The organism is Streptomyces sp. JK94 (assembly GCF_053613315.1).
In genome coordinates, this window is the sequence record NZ_JBSICH010000036.1 from 99,166 (window position 1) to 113,478 (window position 14,313).

At 69.9% G+C, this 14,313-nt stretch carries 13 protein-coding genes; 5 read left to right on the plus strand and 8 right to left on the minus strand.

Annotated elements, in window-relative coordinates; all coding sequences use genetic code 11:
• Positions 1 to 324: 324 nt before the first annotated feature.
• Positions 325 to 768: a hypothetical protein gene (locus ACVV2G_RS27810; protein ID WP_453845511.1), complete on the minus strand. Its 444-nt coding sequence runs from the start codon at positions 766 to 768 to the stop codon at positions 325 to 327.
• Between the two features lie 709 nt (positions 769 to 1,477).
• Between ACVV2G_RS27810 and ACVV2G_RS27815 the strand changes: the two genes are divergently transcribed.
• Both ACVV2G_RS27815 and ACVV2G_RS27820 read left to right on the plus strand, forming a co-directional pair.
• A complete protein-coding gene (locus ACVV2G_RS27815; RefSeq protein ID WP_453845512.1) occupies positions 1,478 to 3,151 on the plus strand; it encodes a replication-relaxation family protein in 1,674 nt (557 codons plus the stop codon).
• A 428-nt stretch (positions 3,152 to 3,579) separates the two neighbouring features.
• On the plus strand, positions 3,580 to 4,044 hold the full coding sequence (locus tag ACVV2G_RS27820) for a hypothetical protein (protein ID WP_453845513.1): 465 nt from the start codon (positions 3,580 to 3,582) through the stop codon (positions 4,042 to 4,044).
• 81 nt (positions 4,045 to 4,125) lie between these two features.
• On the opposite strand, the gene ACVV2G_RS27825 is transcribed toward ACVV2G_RS27820, so the two are convergent.
• Positions 4,126 to 4,821 (minus strand): hypothetical protein, encoded by a 696-nt coding sequence (locus tag ACVV2G_RS27825; RefSeq protein ID WP_453845514.1) that lies wholly within the window; start codon positions 4,819 to 4,821, stop codon positions 4,126 to 4,128.
• A gap of 297 nt (positions 4,822 to 5,118) precedes the next feature.
• On the opposite strand from ACVV2G_RS27825, the gene ACVV2G_RS27830 reads away from it, so the two are divergent.
• Complete coding sequence (locus tag ACVV2G_RS27830; RefSeq protein ID WP_453845515.1) at positions 5,119 to 5,355, plus strand: hypothetical protein; 237 nt, start codon at positions 5,119 to 5,121, stop codon at positions 5,353 to 5,355.
• 255 nt (positions 5,356 to 5,610) lie between these two features.
• Here ACVV2G_RS27830 and ACVV2G_RS27835 read toward each other — a convergent pair whose 3' ends face one another.
• On the minus strand, positions 5,611 to 6,624 hold the full coding sequence (locus tag ACVV2G_RS27835; protein WP_453845528.1) for an ATP-dependent DNA ligase: 1,014 nt from the start codon (positions 6,622 to 6,624) through the stop codon (positions 5,611 to 5,613).
• 283 nt (positions 6,625 to 6,907) lie between these two features.
• Between ACVV2G_RS27835 and ACVV2G_RS27840 the strand changes: the two genes are divergently transcribed.
• On the plus strand, positions 6,908 to 7,741 hold the full coding sequence (locus tag ACVV2G_RS27840; RefSeq protein WP_453845516.1) for a hypothetical protein: 834 nt from the start codon (positions 6,908 to 6,910) through the stop codon (positions 7,739 to 7,741).
• On the opposite strand, the gene ACVV2G_RS27845 is transcribed toward ACVV2G_RS27840, so the two are convergent.
• On the minus strand, positions 7,728 to 8,021 hold the full coding sequence (locus ACVV2G_RS27845) for a DUF6207 family protein (RefSeq protein ID WP_453845517.1): 294 nt from the start codon (positions 8,019 to 8,021) through the stop codon (positions 7,728 to 7,730). The genes ACVV2G_RS27840 and ACVV2G_RS27845 overlap by 14 nt on opposite strands.
• A 233-nt stretch (positions 8,022 to 8,254) precedes the next feature.
• Between ACVV2G_RS27845 and ACVV2G_RS27850 the strand changes: the two genes are divergently transcribed.
• Entirely contained in the window at positions 8,255 to 8,914 is a 660-nt protein-coding gene (locus ACVV2G_RS27850; RefSeq protein WP_453845518.1) for an HNH endonuclease family protein, read from the plus strand.
• Between the two features lie 214 nt (positions 8,915 to 9,128).
• Here the strand turns inward: ACVV2G_RS27850 and ACVV2G_RS27855 are convergent, their stop codons facing one another.
• From ACVV2G_RS27855 to ACVV2G_RS27870, 4 genes are all read right to left on the minus strand, one after another.
• Positions 9,129 to 10,298: an IS630 family transposase gene (locus ACVV2G_RS27855; protein WP_453845519.1), complete on the minus strand. Its 1,170-nt coding sequence runs from the start codon at positions 10,296 to 10,298 to the stop codon at positions 9,129 to 9,131.
• Positions 10,299 to 10,540: 242 nt separating this feature from the next.
• On the minus strand, positions 10,541 to 11,194 hold the full coding sequence (locus ACVV2G_RS27860) for a hypothetical protein (protein WP_453845520.1): 654 nt from the start codon (positions 11,192 to 11,194) through the stop codon (positions 10,541 to 10,543).
• A gap of 40 nt (positions 11,195 to 11,234) precedes the next feature.
• On the minus strand, positions 11,235 to 12,308 hold the full coding sequence (locus ACVV2G_RS27865) for a MerR family transcriptional regulator (RefSeq protein WP_453845521.1): 1,074 nt from the start codon (positions 12,306 to 12,308) through the stop codon (positions 11,235 to 11,237).
• A gap of 34 nt (positions 12,309 to 12,342) precedes the next feature.
• Entirely contained in the window at positions 12,343 to 14,049 is a 1,707-nt protein-coding gene (locus ACVV2G_RS27870; RefSeq protein WP_453845522.1) for a Helicase associated domain protein, read from the minus strand.
• Positions 14,050 to 14,313: the final 264 nt, after the last annotated feature.

Consider the following 14,313-nt stretch of genomic DNA (forward strand, 5'->3'; position numbering starts at 1 on the left):
GTGCGCGCACCACCGGCCCACCCCTTGTCCGGGTTCCGACGGGCGCGCATCAACTCCTGGACCAGGTTCGCCATCCCGCGTGTTTCCCCTTGCCAGGCCCGGTGCGGGCTTTCAGTCAGGTCGCGGTCAAGGGGGTGTGTGATATAGGAGCTCGCCCGGCCGTGGCAGGCGCCCGGCGCGGTGCGCTGGGGCCGGTGGCGCGCACCGCGATGGGTGTGTGGTGCGCCGGTGCGCGCACCACTTGAAGCCGTCACCGCACCTGGTGCGCACCGGGTGCGCGTGGTGCGGTGCGGGGTGCGCACCACCGGCATCGGATGGTGCGCGCTACACGGCGGTGAGGCGCACCGGGTGCGCTTCCATCGCCTGCTTCATCCCCGCGGCCTCCAGCTGGCGCAGGACCTCGCCGACGCCGCCGTGGTCCTCGGTGAGGATGTTCTCGGTGAAGCGGACGATGGTCTCGGCCATGCCCCGCGCGCCGGCCAGGCACACGCTGTGGCACAGGAGCTCCAGCAGCAGACGCCCGAGCGCGGCGGCCAGGAAGGAGTGCTCGCACGGCTCCCCGTCGTGGTCGTCCGCGGCGGTGACCGGGATGGAGACGCGCGCGGCGACGTCCAGGAGCATCCGGTGCAGCTCCGGGCCCACCTCGTCGGCGACCGCGCCGGCGGTGTCGATGTCGGCGGCATGGATCGCCTGGATGAAGGCGAAGGCGTCGGCGACGTCCTGCGGCTCCATCGGGGCGAGCGACGTGGCGACGGTGTTCTCGGGCATGGGTGGCTCCTCATCTTCGGGCCGCCCCGCTGATCGCGGCGGCCTCGAAGACACCCTCGATCTGCGGCCCTGTGGACAGAGTCCGGCCGCCGAGGGAGAGAACTCTCCCCCTCCGATCGAACCGGACGAATCGGGGCTGCAAGGGGCAAACGCGGCCCCCTTGTCCGGCAGGGTCGGCCCGACCTCGAACCCGGCTCTGACCCCTTGTCCACCTCCGCTACCGCCCCAACCACGGCCACGTTTCCCCTAGACAGCGTCCGCTACCGGCACCGGTCAGGCCGCGGTCAAGGGGGTCGGCTGCACGCTGCTCCTTCGCCCCGACCACCCCGGCCGGGGCAGCGAAGGAGACCAGACGATGACGACCACCTATCCGGAGGCCGGGCAGCACCGCCGCTCGGGCCGATCCTCCCGGAAGGCTGGCCCGCGTGGTGCAGGCCCAAGGGGGATCCCCGGGTGCCCCCTTGGGAGGGCCCTTGGGATCCCCCTTTGGTGCCCGGCACCCGGGGGCGTGGGAAAAGCCCTTGTCAGCGGCGTAATCGGCGCGAAAACTGCGCCGTCACAAAACCCCTTCTCTCCTATACATGTCCGCATGGGAGGAGAGCATCGGGTTCCGGGGGGCCGGGACGCCCTCCCCGGCCGGGCGCGGCCAGCGGCAGCAGCGGCGGCGGTCGGCCGGCGGCCGGTCGCGAGCGACGAGGGAGCAGAGCTGATGGCGGGGAAGCGGAAGAACAACCCGGCGGGGTCGACGAACAGCTACCGCGGCGACGTGCTGCGCGTGCTCGGAGCGCTGAAGGTCGCCACGACGGATCAGATCCAGCGGATCGGCGCCCCGCACCTGACCTTCCGGCACGCCGACAAGCCGACCCCGTCGAAGCGCAAGCAGGCCCGCACCGCCTCGCACACGGCCGCGCTCTCCGACATGCGGGGGCACGGCCTATCCGAGAACGGCGGCTCCACCGAGACGGGCGACGCCCTGCGGAACCTGACCCCCAAGGGCCTGCAGGCTGCCTCCTACGAGCTGAACCGGCCGTTGACGGAGATGGGCTCCACCGCGCGCGGCGCGGGCTCCAGTGGCGCCTCCCACCCGATGGCCGTCAACGAGACGGTCATCGCGATGCTGCGCCCGAAGCCGAACATGGCCAGGCTCACCGTCGACCCGCCGCACGTCCAGGCCGCCGCCCAGGCCGCCGTCGACTCACCGGACGGCATCGGCACCATCGCCTCGTACTGGACCGAGGTCCCGCTCCCGGCGACCGGCACCTGGAACGCGCCCGGCAAGGGCGGCGCCCAGGCCGACATCGTGCTCACCGCCCCGCAGGACGGAGTGCCGCTGCTGTTCATCGAGGTCGACAACTGCCACGAGACCGCCGAGGAGCTCGCCGCCAAGCTGGAGAAGTACGCCCGCTTCTTCAAGCGGCAGGTGAAGGACACCGACGGCCGTGAGCGCCCGATGTGGCGTACGCGCTGGACGGTCCCCCAGGGCCGGTACGGCGACACGCCGCATCCGCCCGTGCTCCTGGTGTTCAACCACATCGGAGAACGCAACCCCCTCCACACCATCCCGCGCCTGCAAGAGCTGACCCGCCACCTGTGGCAGGGGGAGCGGCAGCGCGGCGGCCACCACCTCTACGACAGGAAGATCCCGATCGTCGCAGTCGCGCTGAAGAACCTTCGTGCGCACGGACCGGCCGGTGCCGTGTTCGTCCGCTTCGGCCGTAACAACCTGGAGCCGCTCCTGGAGGCGATCGGCAATCCGCGCCGCGAGGCCGCCGACGCCCGCGAGGAAGCAGAGACCGAGGCCCGGCGGGCGGAGCTTCAGGCGCAGATGCGGCGCGCGGCGCAGGAACACGACGCGAAGAAGGCCGCCGAAGCGGCACAGCAAGCCGCCCAGCGCGAGGCCCGCCGGCCCGCCTGCGCCACATGCGGGGCACGGTTCACCGATGAACGCTGGGAGGCCGCCGAGAAGACGAATTGGGGAGTCCCCGTCGACACCCACCCGCGGCTGTGCGACGGGTGTAAGCAACAGGCTGTCGCCGACGCTCAGGAAGCCGACCGCCCGGAGCCGCTCCCAGACTGGGCGAAGCAGACGGACTTCCTGCGCTACCCCCATCGCCCACGCTGCACCGAGTGCAAGGCGGCGTTCACCAATGAGCGGTGGAAGGCGGTGAACCGCCCCGGCTGGGGCCCCGTCCCCATGGAGGCCCGTCCGAAGCTGTGCGGGGACTGCGACCGGAAGGAGGAGGAAGGAATCGCGCGGTCCTTCGACGAGTACGGCTGGACAGCCGGGCCCCAGCCCCAGCCCCAGCCCCAGCCCCAGCACCAGGAGCAGGCTCTGCCCGAGCAGAAGGCCGGCGGAACCTGGCTCTCTCGCTTCCGCAGGTGACTCCTGGGCGAGCCTCCCGTCGGTGAAGTGCTGGACGGGAGGCTCGCCCTGAGCGGTGGCAAACAGAAGCGGCGACGGAGGTTGCCTTACAGGTTGCTTTTCAAGTTGCCTTTCAGGTTGCCCTACAGGTTGCTCTACAAGTTGCCCCCAGAATTTCCGGACACGCGAGAACCTGCACGTCAGAGCGCTAGTCAAGGGGTGGCAATCGCGCTGACTACTTCTCCTAGAGCCCCTTGAAACGGGATATCTGCAGAAGCACGATCTGACAGGGGCCCATCGACCCGAGCGAGAGCAGGCGGTCCCAAGACCAGTTCGCAGAGCACCTCCGGTCCGGTGAGCGGAACGGGCACCGAAGACCTCGTGCCAACGCGTGGGACGGACGGGCCCATCCGGCGCCACCAGCTCACCGCAGGCCCTACACAAGCCGCATGAGACGCAACCGAGAAGAGACCGAACCCCAGAATCTGCCGGGCGGCCTGTGGCAGGCCCTGGCCCAGCTCCACCACACCCATCCCGATCCCGTGGGCCGCGTCGGACAGCTCGCCCGCCCGGCCGGACTGCTGTCCTTCACCGCGGCCACCGACACCATCCTCACGGCCCGGGTGCAGCTGACCGGCGCGGAGACGATGCACGAGGTGAACAACACGCTCCGCGCGATGACCGGTGACCTCCCCCACGCTCACTTCACCGGGCCCGGCGTCGCCCTGGAGCTCACCCTCAGCAGACGCCAGGACCTCCCGGTCCACGAGGCGCACGTCGCCGGACTCACCCGGCTCTTCCGGCACGCCTCCGGCACCATCGGTGCCCGCAGCACACCGGGAGGCGGTCGGTGCTTCCACTGCGACGGGACGGGACGTGCCCGCCCGCTGTGGGAGCCGGCCGGGCACGCATGAACGGCACACAAGAAACGCCCGCGCCCCGGGCCGCCCTTCTGGACGGCGCCGGGCGCGGGCGGGAGCAGCACCCCGGAGGGCTTACGCCGGTACGGGCGCCGGCTCCGGACGCAGCGACACGAGCGGAGAGCGCCGGCCCTTCTCCACCGTGCGCAGCTGCTCCCAGTCGACTTCGGGGTGGGCGGGGACGACCGCGTCGACGGACGCCGTGGTGTAGAGCGCGACGTCGACGGCTCCGGCCCGGCTCGTGCCGAAGCGGACCTCGATCGACTGCGGGGAGCGGACCCAGCCGAGCCGGACCATGTGATCCCAGTCGGCACGGCGGACCCGGAGGCGGGCGGCGGCCTGCTCGGGACCGAGCGGGGTGTCGGCGGCGACCAGGCCCGCCAGGTCCTCGCGGCGGCAGACCTCCGCGACCTGGCCGGGGTGGTGCAGCGTCCCGTCCGGGTTCGCGCTCAGGTCGACCAGCAGGCCGCGGTCGACGAACCGGCGCACCACAAAGGCCGTCACGTTCGCCTTCTCGCCGTGAATGGTCCGGTTCGGGGTGCCGAGTGCCTCGGCGATCCGGTCTGCCGCCGCGCCGCCGCCGATCGGCGGGGTGGGCATCGCGGCCCGGATGGCGTCGGCGTCCAGCGCCTCCACAGCGGCCCGGGACCACCGGGACGACGACACGTCGGGGGCGGGGATGAGGCCGGTGTGCCGGGCCCACCGGAAGGCCGCGGCGGGCACTTTCAGGCGCTTGGCGGCCTGGCCCGCGTCGTACTCGGTTCGTCGCATGAGATCACCTCTCGCTCGTTCGCCGGAAGCGGCGGACAGAACATGACAGACAACACGAAAAACTGTCAATACCCCCTGAAAACAGGCAAGTTGGATACGTACCGCTAGAACTGCGCCCGCGTACGCGAAGGAAAATCACCCGCCCGGATGCCGCTCCGGACCAGGCCGGGCCGTCGCGGTGGGGCCGACCACAGGCCCGACCGTGAGGCCGACCACGCCCGCCTCGACCCCGACCACAGCCCCGGTCGGGGCGTGTCCGATGTGACACCAAATTCGAACAAGCGATCTAATGCCGGTATGGACGCGATCGACTTCCCCGACGACCTGGTGCAGACGCAAGCCGCCTGGAACGCCACCTACGACGCGCTGGCCGCGCCCCGACCCCGCGACACCACTGCCCTGCGCCGCCGCCTGTTGCGCCTGTCCGTACGGCTGTGGTGGCACCCGTACTGGAAGACCACCCCCTCGGAGCCGGCTGCGCGTACCGAGCTGCGTCAGATGGTCCGCGCTCGCGGAGCCGTCCGGGCCGCGTGACCCGGCACGCTTCGGTCGACCAGGAGCACGAGGTTGCGACAGAGGTTGCGCCTGGCTGTTGCGCTGGAGGTTGCGCCTACTGTTGCGCGACCCGACGGACCGCCTCCGCGTTCGCGCAGGCCACCACCCGATTTCGCCGTGGTCGGACTGCTGACATCCCCGTTGCGGCTGCTCTGCCCATGTCCCTCGGCTGAGTGAAGGAGGATGGGAGGGGCGGGATGGGCGGCGCGGTCGCGGCCGGGGATCGGAGCACGCTCAGCCGGTTGCGCGTCGGCCGGGGCCTCCGCGCGTGGCGCGGTCGTGCGGCGGCGTCGTCAGACGGGGTACGTCGGTGGGGGAGAGGTCGGGGCGGGCGCGGTGCCAGCGCGCAGGATGGCGCCACCGGCCGGAGGCATCACGGGCGACATCGACGCCGACTTCCACCACCAACCCTGGCTTCACCAGCGTGACGTCCAGTTGCTCCCGGCTGCCCCACCCGGCGGAGAACGACCAGCCCGTCCATGGATGCCCGCGCCGTCCCGCCTCGAGCAGGCCGGCGACCGCCGTGCCTGCCGCTCGGGCGAGGGTTGTGGTGCGGCCGACGTACTGGAGGCGGCCTTCGGCGTCGTACCTGCCGAGCAGCAGCGTCCGTGGTTGGGTCAGGGAGCCGGTGATCCCGGCGACGATCGCCTCACTCGTCTCGCGGACCTTGTACTTCTGCCAGCCCCTCACCGACGGCTTATAGGCATCGGTGAGCCGTTTGAAGACGACGCCTTCCATCCCGACCGACGCCCAGGACAGCCACTCGCGCACGGTGTCCGGGTCAGTAGTCGACGGGCACAGCGCCCACGGGGCAAAGAGCCGGCGGGCGGCGAACACCGACTCCAGCGCCGCCCGCCGCCGCCAGTACGGCCACCCGGTCGTCACGGTCCCGGACAGCCTGAACAGATCGAACGCCACGAAATGGGCCGGCCACTCCGCAGCTGCCCCGACCGCACCGGCACCACGTCGGACAAGCCGGTTCTGCAACCGCTCGAAGGCGAGACGACCCGCGGCGTCCCATACGACCAGCTCACCGTCCATCGCGGTCGCATCCGGCAACTGCACGGCACCGGCCACAACCTCCGGAAACGCCGGCCCCATCTCCGTACCGCGCCTGGAGCGCAGCACCACCCGGCCCGCGTCGACCGAAACGGCCGCCCGGAACCCGTCCCACTTGGGCTCGCCCGCCCAGCCCGGCCGCAGATCAGGACTGGACACGGGAGTGCTCAGCATCGGCTCCGGCAGCATCCACGTCACACCAGATCCCTTCCACCGCCCGGCGACGAACCACTCGCCGTGCCGGAAGACGAGAAGCCGATCGGGTCCGGCGTGTCACGTGTCCAGCTGCGCGCGGGCCGCTACTGTCAGCGCGACAGGCCAGGGACGGCCTGGAGGCGAGCGATCCGCCCGGGCGGACCCGCAGGAGTCTCAAGGGTGGGATGCCCGGTCCCGCAACACACATCTCGGTATCCGTGCAGGCCTGGCCCTTCCTCCGCGGCTGCCGCCCGGGCGCAGCCGGAGCAGGAACCTCATGCCGCACACAACCGACAAGCGGACCTACCAGGAACTCGCCCGCCTCCTGTACCTGGGACGCCTCCAGACCAGGGGCAAACGCCCCGCCCTGGACCCCACCGACCGCGGGCAACTCGCCTTCCAGGGGCTGCTCTTCGAGTGCCTGATGAGCACCCGGGAGCACCCGCATTCCCTGGAGCAGCCGCGAAGGAGCGCGATGGCCAGCATCAGCGGCTACCTGAACGCCATCTGCCACCAGCCCGCTCACCTGGAGATCCACACCAACACGGCCTGCCGCATCGCCAGCCGCATCCTGCCGTTCCTCCATGAAGACCACGGTGTATGTGGCGTTCCCGGCCTCCGACTGATCGACGTCACCTGCCGGCGAGTGCGCCTCACCCACCTCCCCACAACGGCTCGCCTCGACCTCGTGGACACGCACCGCTGGCACGACATGCACACCGCACGCATGGTCTTCCGGCAGGAGACCAGCTGGCATCAGAGGGAAGGGCGGTCACCGTTGTGGCGGCACAACGGTCTCACCGTCGAAGAAGCTGCGCACCGTGAGAGCTGGACGTACACCGCCAGCACACCGCTGCGCAGTGCCCTCCTGATGCGCTCCATGCCACTGTGGTACCGCTTCGACCTCAGCCCGGCCTGGGTCCCCGGCAACCCCACCCGCCCGGACCGGCTCATCTGGGACACCCACTCCGACACCGAACACGATCAAGTAGTCGAGCTGCTGACACGTTCTGCAGCCCGCATCCCAGAAGCCGTCTACCATCCCAGGACGCCCTGCTCCGGCACCATCCAGTTCGGCTCCGGCAGCGCGCAGTTGATCAGCAACTGCTAAGAACCCGGCCATCGGCCTCGTATCCGGGGTGCTGCCGCAGGTCCAGGTAACAGCGCAGCCGGACACCTGGCTCGCCCGGCTCGTGGGTTGTGCGGTCCGCCGGGGCGATCGCCCACCGTGTGGCGAGCAGCTCCTGGACCGCGAACGCTGTCTCGTCATCGGCGGCCGCGACTTCCACCACCGCAAGTCCCGGCTCTGCTACATGCGCCTCGTTGATCGGCTTCATACCCGGCACGACGCGTCGGTGCCCGCCGAAGTTCTCGCGTTCGGGCAGCGTCACTCGACCGGGGACGGCGGAGCGTACGGTGCTGACCTCCCGCTGTGGTTTGGCGTGTGCCGTGGATGCCTGACCGGCTCGGCCTCTCCGACAGCCGACCAGCGGCACAATCCCGACCGTCATGTGCTGCGGCAGTGCCGTGCCTCACCGGTTGCGGTACGACGATTCCACCCACACGGGCGGCGCACTCGGTGAACGGCTGAGAGCGCCCCCTCACCTGCCGTTATCAACGGGGCATGTTCACGACTGTGCTGCGCGGCCTGGCCGCCGCCTCCCTTGCCGTCCTGTCCCTCACCGTCTCCACGCCCGCGCACGCCGCAGAGGTGCTGCCGCTGTCGGAGGCGGTCAGCCGCCTGCCGGTGGATATCGAGTCCCGCGCCGGCTACGACCGCGACGCCTTCAAGCACTGGAACAAGGGGGACGATCCGTCCGACGGCTGCCACACCCGCTCCGAGGTCCTGATCGCTGAGGCGGTTGAGCCGCCCACCGTCGGCCCTCGCTGCCGCCTGACCGGTGGCACCTGGTGGTCCTACTACGACGCGACCTGGGTGACGTCCGCGTCCGGCCTGGACATCGACCACATGGTGCCGCTCGCGGAAAGCTGGGACAGCGGGGCGTCCGCGTGGACGCCGGAGCGCCGCGAGGCGTACGCCAACGATCAGGGAGCGGTCGCCAGCCTGGTCGCGGTGACTGCCCGCTCGAACCGGTCGAAGGCCGACCAGGATCCTTCGACGTGGCTGCCGCCAGCCGCTGACGTGCACTGTCGGTACGTCGCGGAATGGGTGGGCACGAAACTCCGGTGGGCGCTGGCGGCCGACGAAGCCGAGATGGCGGCCCTGCGAGAGACGGCGGCGGGCTGCCCGGACCAGAGCGTGACGTACGAGCCGGCCGAGTAACCGTCGACGCGGCCTCGACCGCTCGCGCCGCCCCTCGGCGGCGCGAGCGCCGTTTGGCGCGGCCCAGCGAACTCCGGCTGATGGTGGAAGGCATCTGCCATGACGTGGACCCTGCCGGACCCGATGCTCACCACGCCCGTGGCGAGCCCCGACCTGCCACCGGGCGCCGCTGCGGAACCTAAGTGGTCGGCTCACGAAGTCCTTCGGGGGTTGATCAGGCTGCCAGGGCGACGGAGGATTCCTCTTGTCGGTCGGCGGGTGTGTGTCGGTCGAGCCGGGCCAGCAGATCGTCCAGGTCGGAGGTGGTGAACTTCCACTGGAACGGCTGTGCCGTGGCGTTGTAGCGGTCTTCGAATGCTCGGAGCCGGTCCCGGACCTGGGTGAGGTCCGTGAAGTCGTTGGGTTGGACGACCTTGCGCTGGACGATGGAGAAGAAGATCTCTATCTGGTTCGTCCAGGAGGCGTGGACGGGGGTGTGGACCATGACCGCGTTCGGAAACTCCTTGGTCAGACGGTCGATGGCCTTCTTCCCCCGGTGGGAGGAGCCGTTGTCGACGATCCAGAAGACGCGTCTGGCGCTCGCGTAGGGCTCGGTGGTCATGACCTGGGAGACCAGGGCCATGAACGGCATGATGCCGGTCTTGGGTTCGCAGCGGCCGAAGACCTTGGCCTGGTGGACGTCGTAGGCGGCCAGGTAGGCCAGCGCGCCGCCGCGGCCGTACTCGTGGTTGACGCGCATCGCCCGGGCCCGGCCCGGGGCCAGCGTCGGGTGGCAGCGGCAGCGGGCCTGGACGGAGGCCTTCTCGTCACTGGAGATCACGTACTCGTCCTCGCCCAGCGGGACACCCTCGAACGTGCGGGCGTAGAGGTCCAGGACACGCTGGGCCTTGGCACGGAAGTTGGGGTCACGGATGAAGATCCAGGACCGATACTGCCAGGGCTTGAGCGCGTCCTCGCGCAGCCAGCGGCGCACCGTGGACGCGGAGACGCTGTCGGTGATCCCGCGCGCGGTCAGCTCGGCGGCCAGCTCCGGGCAGGACCAGCGCGACAGCGGCACGCCGGTCTCGGCGGGCAGCTGGCAGGCCAGCGCCTTGGCCTCGGCGACCTGCACGGGGGTGAAACGGGCGGGGCGCCCGGAGCGCTTGCGGTCGGCCAGAGCCGGCAGCCCGCCGGCGGCAAACCGGCCCCGCCAGGTCCGGACCGTGTCCACGTGCAGGTGGGTCTCGGCGGCGATCCTGGCATTACTCCGGCCACGTGCCGCAAAGAGGACGACTGCGGCACGCTGCCGGGCTTGGTGTGGAGTCTTGTGCCCGTAAGCCATCTTCTTCAGCCGGTGGCGCTCGGAGGCGGTCAGCACCACCGCCACGGCAGCGCGTATGGCCACGTACCCGTCCCCCGGATCCTGCGGCAGGCTGGTAAGCCTGAATGATTTCGACTGTCCACCGCTCTTCCTTCCGCCTCGTTTGGATCTTCAAGGAGGCAGAAGAGCGGTAGTGACCGGCATGCTGATGGCCCGCCGACCGTCAGGTCGGCGGGCCATCGTGATCGTTGAAGGTTCGTCGGCGCCCAGGAAGGCGGTCGGTGGCCTACGCGCGTGTCTCGCGTGTCACCGAGGGTCGGGGGCCCTCACGCGGCGGACCGGCCCTTGATCGCGTGGCTGAGGGCGGTCTGCTCATCGTCGGGAAGGCGACGCTCGGCGTGGAGCATGTGCAGAGCGGTGGTGATGCGTTCCTCGTCCTCGGATGTGCCGAGGCTGCCCATGTACGGGGGCAACAGCAGACTCAGGGCTTCGAGGTCCGCGCGTGCGCAGAGCTTGATGAGGAGTTCGCCGACCGGGTCTTCGTGCTGCTGTGGTGCGGCCGAAGTGGTGGCACGCAGTCCCGCGGCGATGCGGTAGCGGAGCCATTGCTGGTGGGGGCCGGCTGGGACGTCGTCGATGTGCCTGGCGGCGGACTCGAAGTGTTCGCGGGCCTGGTCGATCTGGCCCAGGTCCCGGTGGGCCCGGGCTATGTTGCCGTGAAGCGAGGCGTAGAAGCTGCGGACACGGTCGTCGCCGACCTTGTCGGCCCGAGTCAGGCACTCCTGGTTCCAGTACAGAGTCTCCTGCGGGGTCGGCTGGTGCCGGGCGAGGTAGTGCGCGGCGATGCAGGCGTCGTAGTCGTCCTCGGCCGCTTCCCAGGCTTGAAGGAACAGGTCCCGTGCTCGGACATCTCGCCCTTCGGCCTCGGCCTGCATACCCTGCGCGCACAGCTGCACGACGATGTTCTCTGGGTCGGTCACGGATCTCCTGAGATGATGAGGGTGCGGTGTTGAGGAAGAATCAGCTGGAGGTGTCGAGGGCGACCGGCATGACCAGCGTGGTGAAGCTGCCCTGGTCCGCGGAGCGCACCACGACAGGCCGATCTACGGCGGAGATCTCCAACAGAACGTCGGGCCCGACACTGGCCTCCAGAGCGGGGCCCAGGACGGCGGGGTCGAAGCCGATCCGCTGGGGCAGGTCTTCATGACAGACCGCGGGCAGGGTAGCGGCGTTGGAGTGATCGGCAAGCGAGACGACCAGCTCGTCGCCGGAGAAGCTCAGAGCGATGCGTGCAGCGTCTGCGTGACTGTTGACCGCCTCACGCAGAGCCAGGCGATCCACGATCACGCGGTATTCGGGCGAGGCCAGAGCCGAGAGCATCTCGCGGTAGGCAGGGAACAGGCCATCGGTCGTCACCAGGACACGGGACTCTGACTTACTGCGTGCGCGGGTGCCGTCCGGTCCGACCTGGATGGTGACCTCATGGACTCGCGCCGCCCATTGCCCGAACTCGATCAGGTCAGCCGCGTGCACCAGCAGGCGGCAGGGCCCTCCGTCGAGTACCGCCGGCCTCAGGACGCGCATGGACAGGCGATAGCGATCGGTAGCCACCAGACGCACCTCGCCGTCATCGATCTCGATGAGGACGCAACCCAGCGCGGGGAATTCCACGTCGGAAGCCGCGGCCGGCACCACCTGGCGTACCGCACTGGCCAACTCCACACCGCCGATTCGTGCTTCCGTCATGCTGCCGGCAGTCGAGAGGGAACGTAGAACTACGGCGATGGCGGCCTCGGCCGTCTGCGTCTGGTCCCGCATCCTCTCCAAGTGCCGCTCCAGCACCTCTCGCCCCTCGCGCTCGGGCCCGTCGAGCACCACGGTGACCTCAGCCAGCGGCAGTCCCGCTTCTCGCAGACTGCGCAGGAGAGCGGCACGGGCCTCCTGAGCAGGGCTGTAGAAGCGGTATCCCGTCGCCCCATCAACCCACGCCGGCCGCAGAACGCGGCAGTCGTCGTAGAAACGCAGGGCGCTCGGAGCGAGACCGACCCGCCGCGCGAAGGCGCTGATGCTCAGTAGTTCCGTGGTGCCGTCCATGGCCCCGATTGTCGACGTTCATCCAACTTGAAGGTCAACTCGCCCTTCGGCCGGGTTCCACGCCACCGCCTGGCACGGGAGCTCCCTCAGCGTCAACCCCCGAAAGACTTCGAGAGCCGACCACTAAGTGTCCGTGCTCGGCGGCGTAGGACCTGGCGTGCATCAGCCCCGTCTCGAAGCTGGCCTGGATGGGGACCCGCCGTGGAAGAGCGGTGCGGGCTACCTGGGCCGTGATGCCGATGTCGGCCAGCAGACGCTGCTGTTCAGGATGGAGAGTGCTGTAGTGGGTGCACTGCAGATACAGCCACTCGCCGTTGAGTACCTGCGTGCCGGGGAATCCCGCGGCTGCATCGGGCGGACCGGCAACCGCGGCGTGATCGCGCGCCCGGTAGTACGAGCGCTGCCACTGCACCGACCAAGGGACATTCCACCACGGGTCCAAGGCGGCCAGCGCCTGCGCACGGTCCGGCGCCATTGCCCAGGCCCTTGCCTGGACGTTGCCCAGCCATTCCCCAAGCCGATAGGAATCGACCACGGTGTCCTTCGGGACCGCGAGATTGCCGTGTTCGCGCACGTAGTGGCTGGCATGCGCCAGGCCGGCCGCGAAGGCTTCGTCCGCCTGCCGACTGTGTCCGCGCCGCCGCTTGCTCTCCGCCCGCTGGCCGCCGGTCCCCACGCGCGCCCGTACCGCGAGTTCGTCCGCCAGAGGGCGCTGGCGGTGAGCCGGAGCCACCATCCACATCTCCTGGCCCTCAGCGTTTGTGCCGCCCTGCGCCCGCACGCACTGATACGCCCACGCAAAGAGAGGGCCCGACGTCTCCTGCGCCAGCTGTTCCACGTACCAGGGCCGCCGCACACAGCCCGCAACAGCCGTCAAGAGCGTCGGCAGATCAGCCAGGCGAAAGGGAACACGGCCCTGTGCCTCGGCCACCACACGGCGCCGGAAGTCGTCACCGGCCAGCAGCGCGGCCAGGGCAACGGTCTCCGGATAGGTCACCAGCTCCCGCCCCACGACCTGCCACGCGTCCTGGTCCAAGCCGTCGCTGTCCAGGCTCCGTAGCCGCGCCGGCCACACATGCTCCCGCGCCCACGTCTGCCACCACCACGACGCAGTCACTGCCTGCGCCACCTCAAAAGCAGCCGCTGCCCGCGCGGAACGGCACAGCAGCCTCACGTGATGGTGCCGGGCTTCCAGCACCTGCCCGCTCCCGGCCAGGTTCACTACTCGGCCGACCGTGCCCGGAATCTGCATAAGCCACCGGCGATGAGGCAGGCACACCCGCTGCTCAGGTCCCAGATACAGGCGAGCAGCCTCCCTCCTCCCGGTACGCCGCGCTGTGCACGCAGGGCAGGCTGGTCCCCAGCGCCGCACCTTCTCCGCGGTGTGGTGAAACTGCGCTGCCGGCCCTGTGGCGAAACGCCGACGAGGCTCCTCCTGCGCCCAGGCGGGCAGCGCCCGCATGAGGTGATCCTGCGGGACGCGGCACAACTGCGCTACCCGATCCCGCGCTTCCTGGTTCAGATAGATCTCACTGTCCGGCCGCGCCCTGCCCATCATGTTCGGCAGTCCACCTACATCAAGGATCGCCGCCAGCAGGTCCCTGAACGCCATGCCGTAGCACGCCGCCAGCCGGATCAGGAACGACTGCGTCATTTCCCCCTGCAGCGGCCCCACGCGCAGCACACCGCTCGGCGGCACAATCGTCCCAGTTGCTGCTGGCTCCCGATTCTGGTCGCTCATTCCGCCCTCGTCCGCCAGCCCTCTTCCCCGTAACCACCTGCGGGCCCCACCCGGTTACGGCCCAAACTTGAGCGGCCTGGGCGCCCGAAGCATAGGTGGCTATGCCCACTCGACTCCCAGCTCCGCGAGGGCAGCGCTGTCCAGGGGCGGTTTTTCTGATCAGTAGTTGGTGGTCTGGCCTGCACTGATCAGTTTGTGGTGCTTCGGTGGGTGGGGGATTGCAGTGTGCCAGTAGCTGCAGTGAATGTGGGCGCTGTGCCGGAT

What these genes read in the sequence shown, in the direction of transcription:
- ACVV2G_RS27870 (WP_453845522.1), bottom strand. Translation starts at nt 14,049, where the DNA reads ATGAGCGACCAGAATCGGGAGCCAGCAGCAACTGGGACGATTGTGCCG.
- ACVV2G_RS27835 (WP_453845528.1), bottom strand. Translation starts at nt 6,624, where the DNA reads ATGCTGCCGGAGCCGATGCTGAGCACTCCCGTGTCCAGTCCTGATCTG.
- ACVV2G_RS27840 (WP_453845516.1), top strand. Translation starts at nt 6,908, where the DNA reads ATGCCGCACACAACCGACAAGCGGACCTACCAGGAACTCGCCCGCCTC.
- ACVV2G_RS27850 (WP_453845518.1), top strand. Translation starts at nt 8,255, where the DNA reads ATGTTCACGACTGTGCTGCGCGGCCTGGCCGCCGCCTCCCTTGCCGTC.
- ACVV2G_RS27825 (WP_453845514.1), bottom strand. Translation starts at nt 4,821, where the DNA reads ATGCGACGAACCGAGTACGACGCGGGCCAGGCCGCCAAGCGCCTGAAA.
- ACVV2G_RS27810 (WP_453845511.1), bottom strand. Translation starts at nt 768, where the DNA reads ATGCCCGAGAACACCGTCGCCACGTCGCTCGCCCCGATGGAGCCGCAG.
- ACVV2G_RS27815 (WP_453845512.1), top strand. Translation starts at nt 1,478, where the DNA reads ATGGCGGGGAAGCGGAAGAACAACCCGGCGGGGTCGACGAACAGCTAC.
- ACVV2G_RS27820 (WP_453845513.1), top strand. Translation starts at nt 3,580, where the DNA reads ATGAGACGCAACCGAGAAGAGACCGAACCCCAGAATCTGCCGGGCGGC.
- ACVV2G_RS27830 (WP_453845515.1), top strand. Translation starts at nt 5,119, where the DNA reads ATGGACGCGATCGACTTCCCCGACGACCTGGTGCAGACGCAAGCCGCC.
- ACVV2G_RS27865 (WP_453845521.1), bottom strand. Translation starts at nt 12,308, where the DNA reads ATGGACGGCACCACGGAACTACTGAGCATCAGCGCCTTCGCGCGGCGG.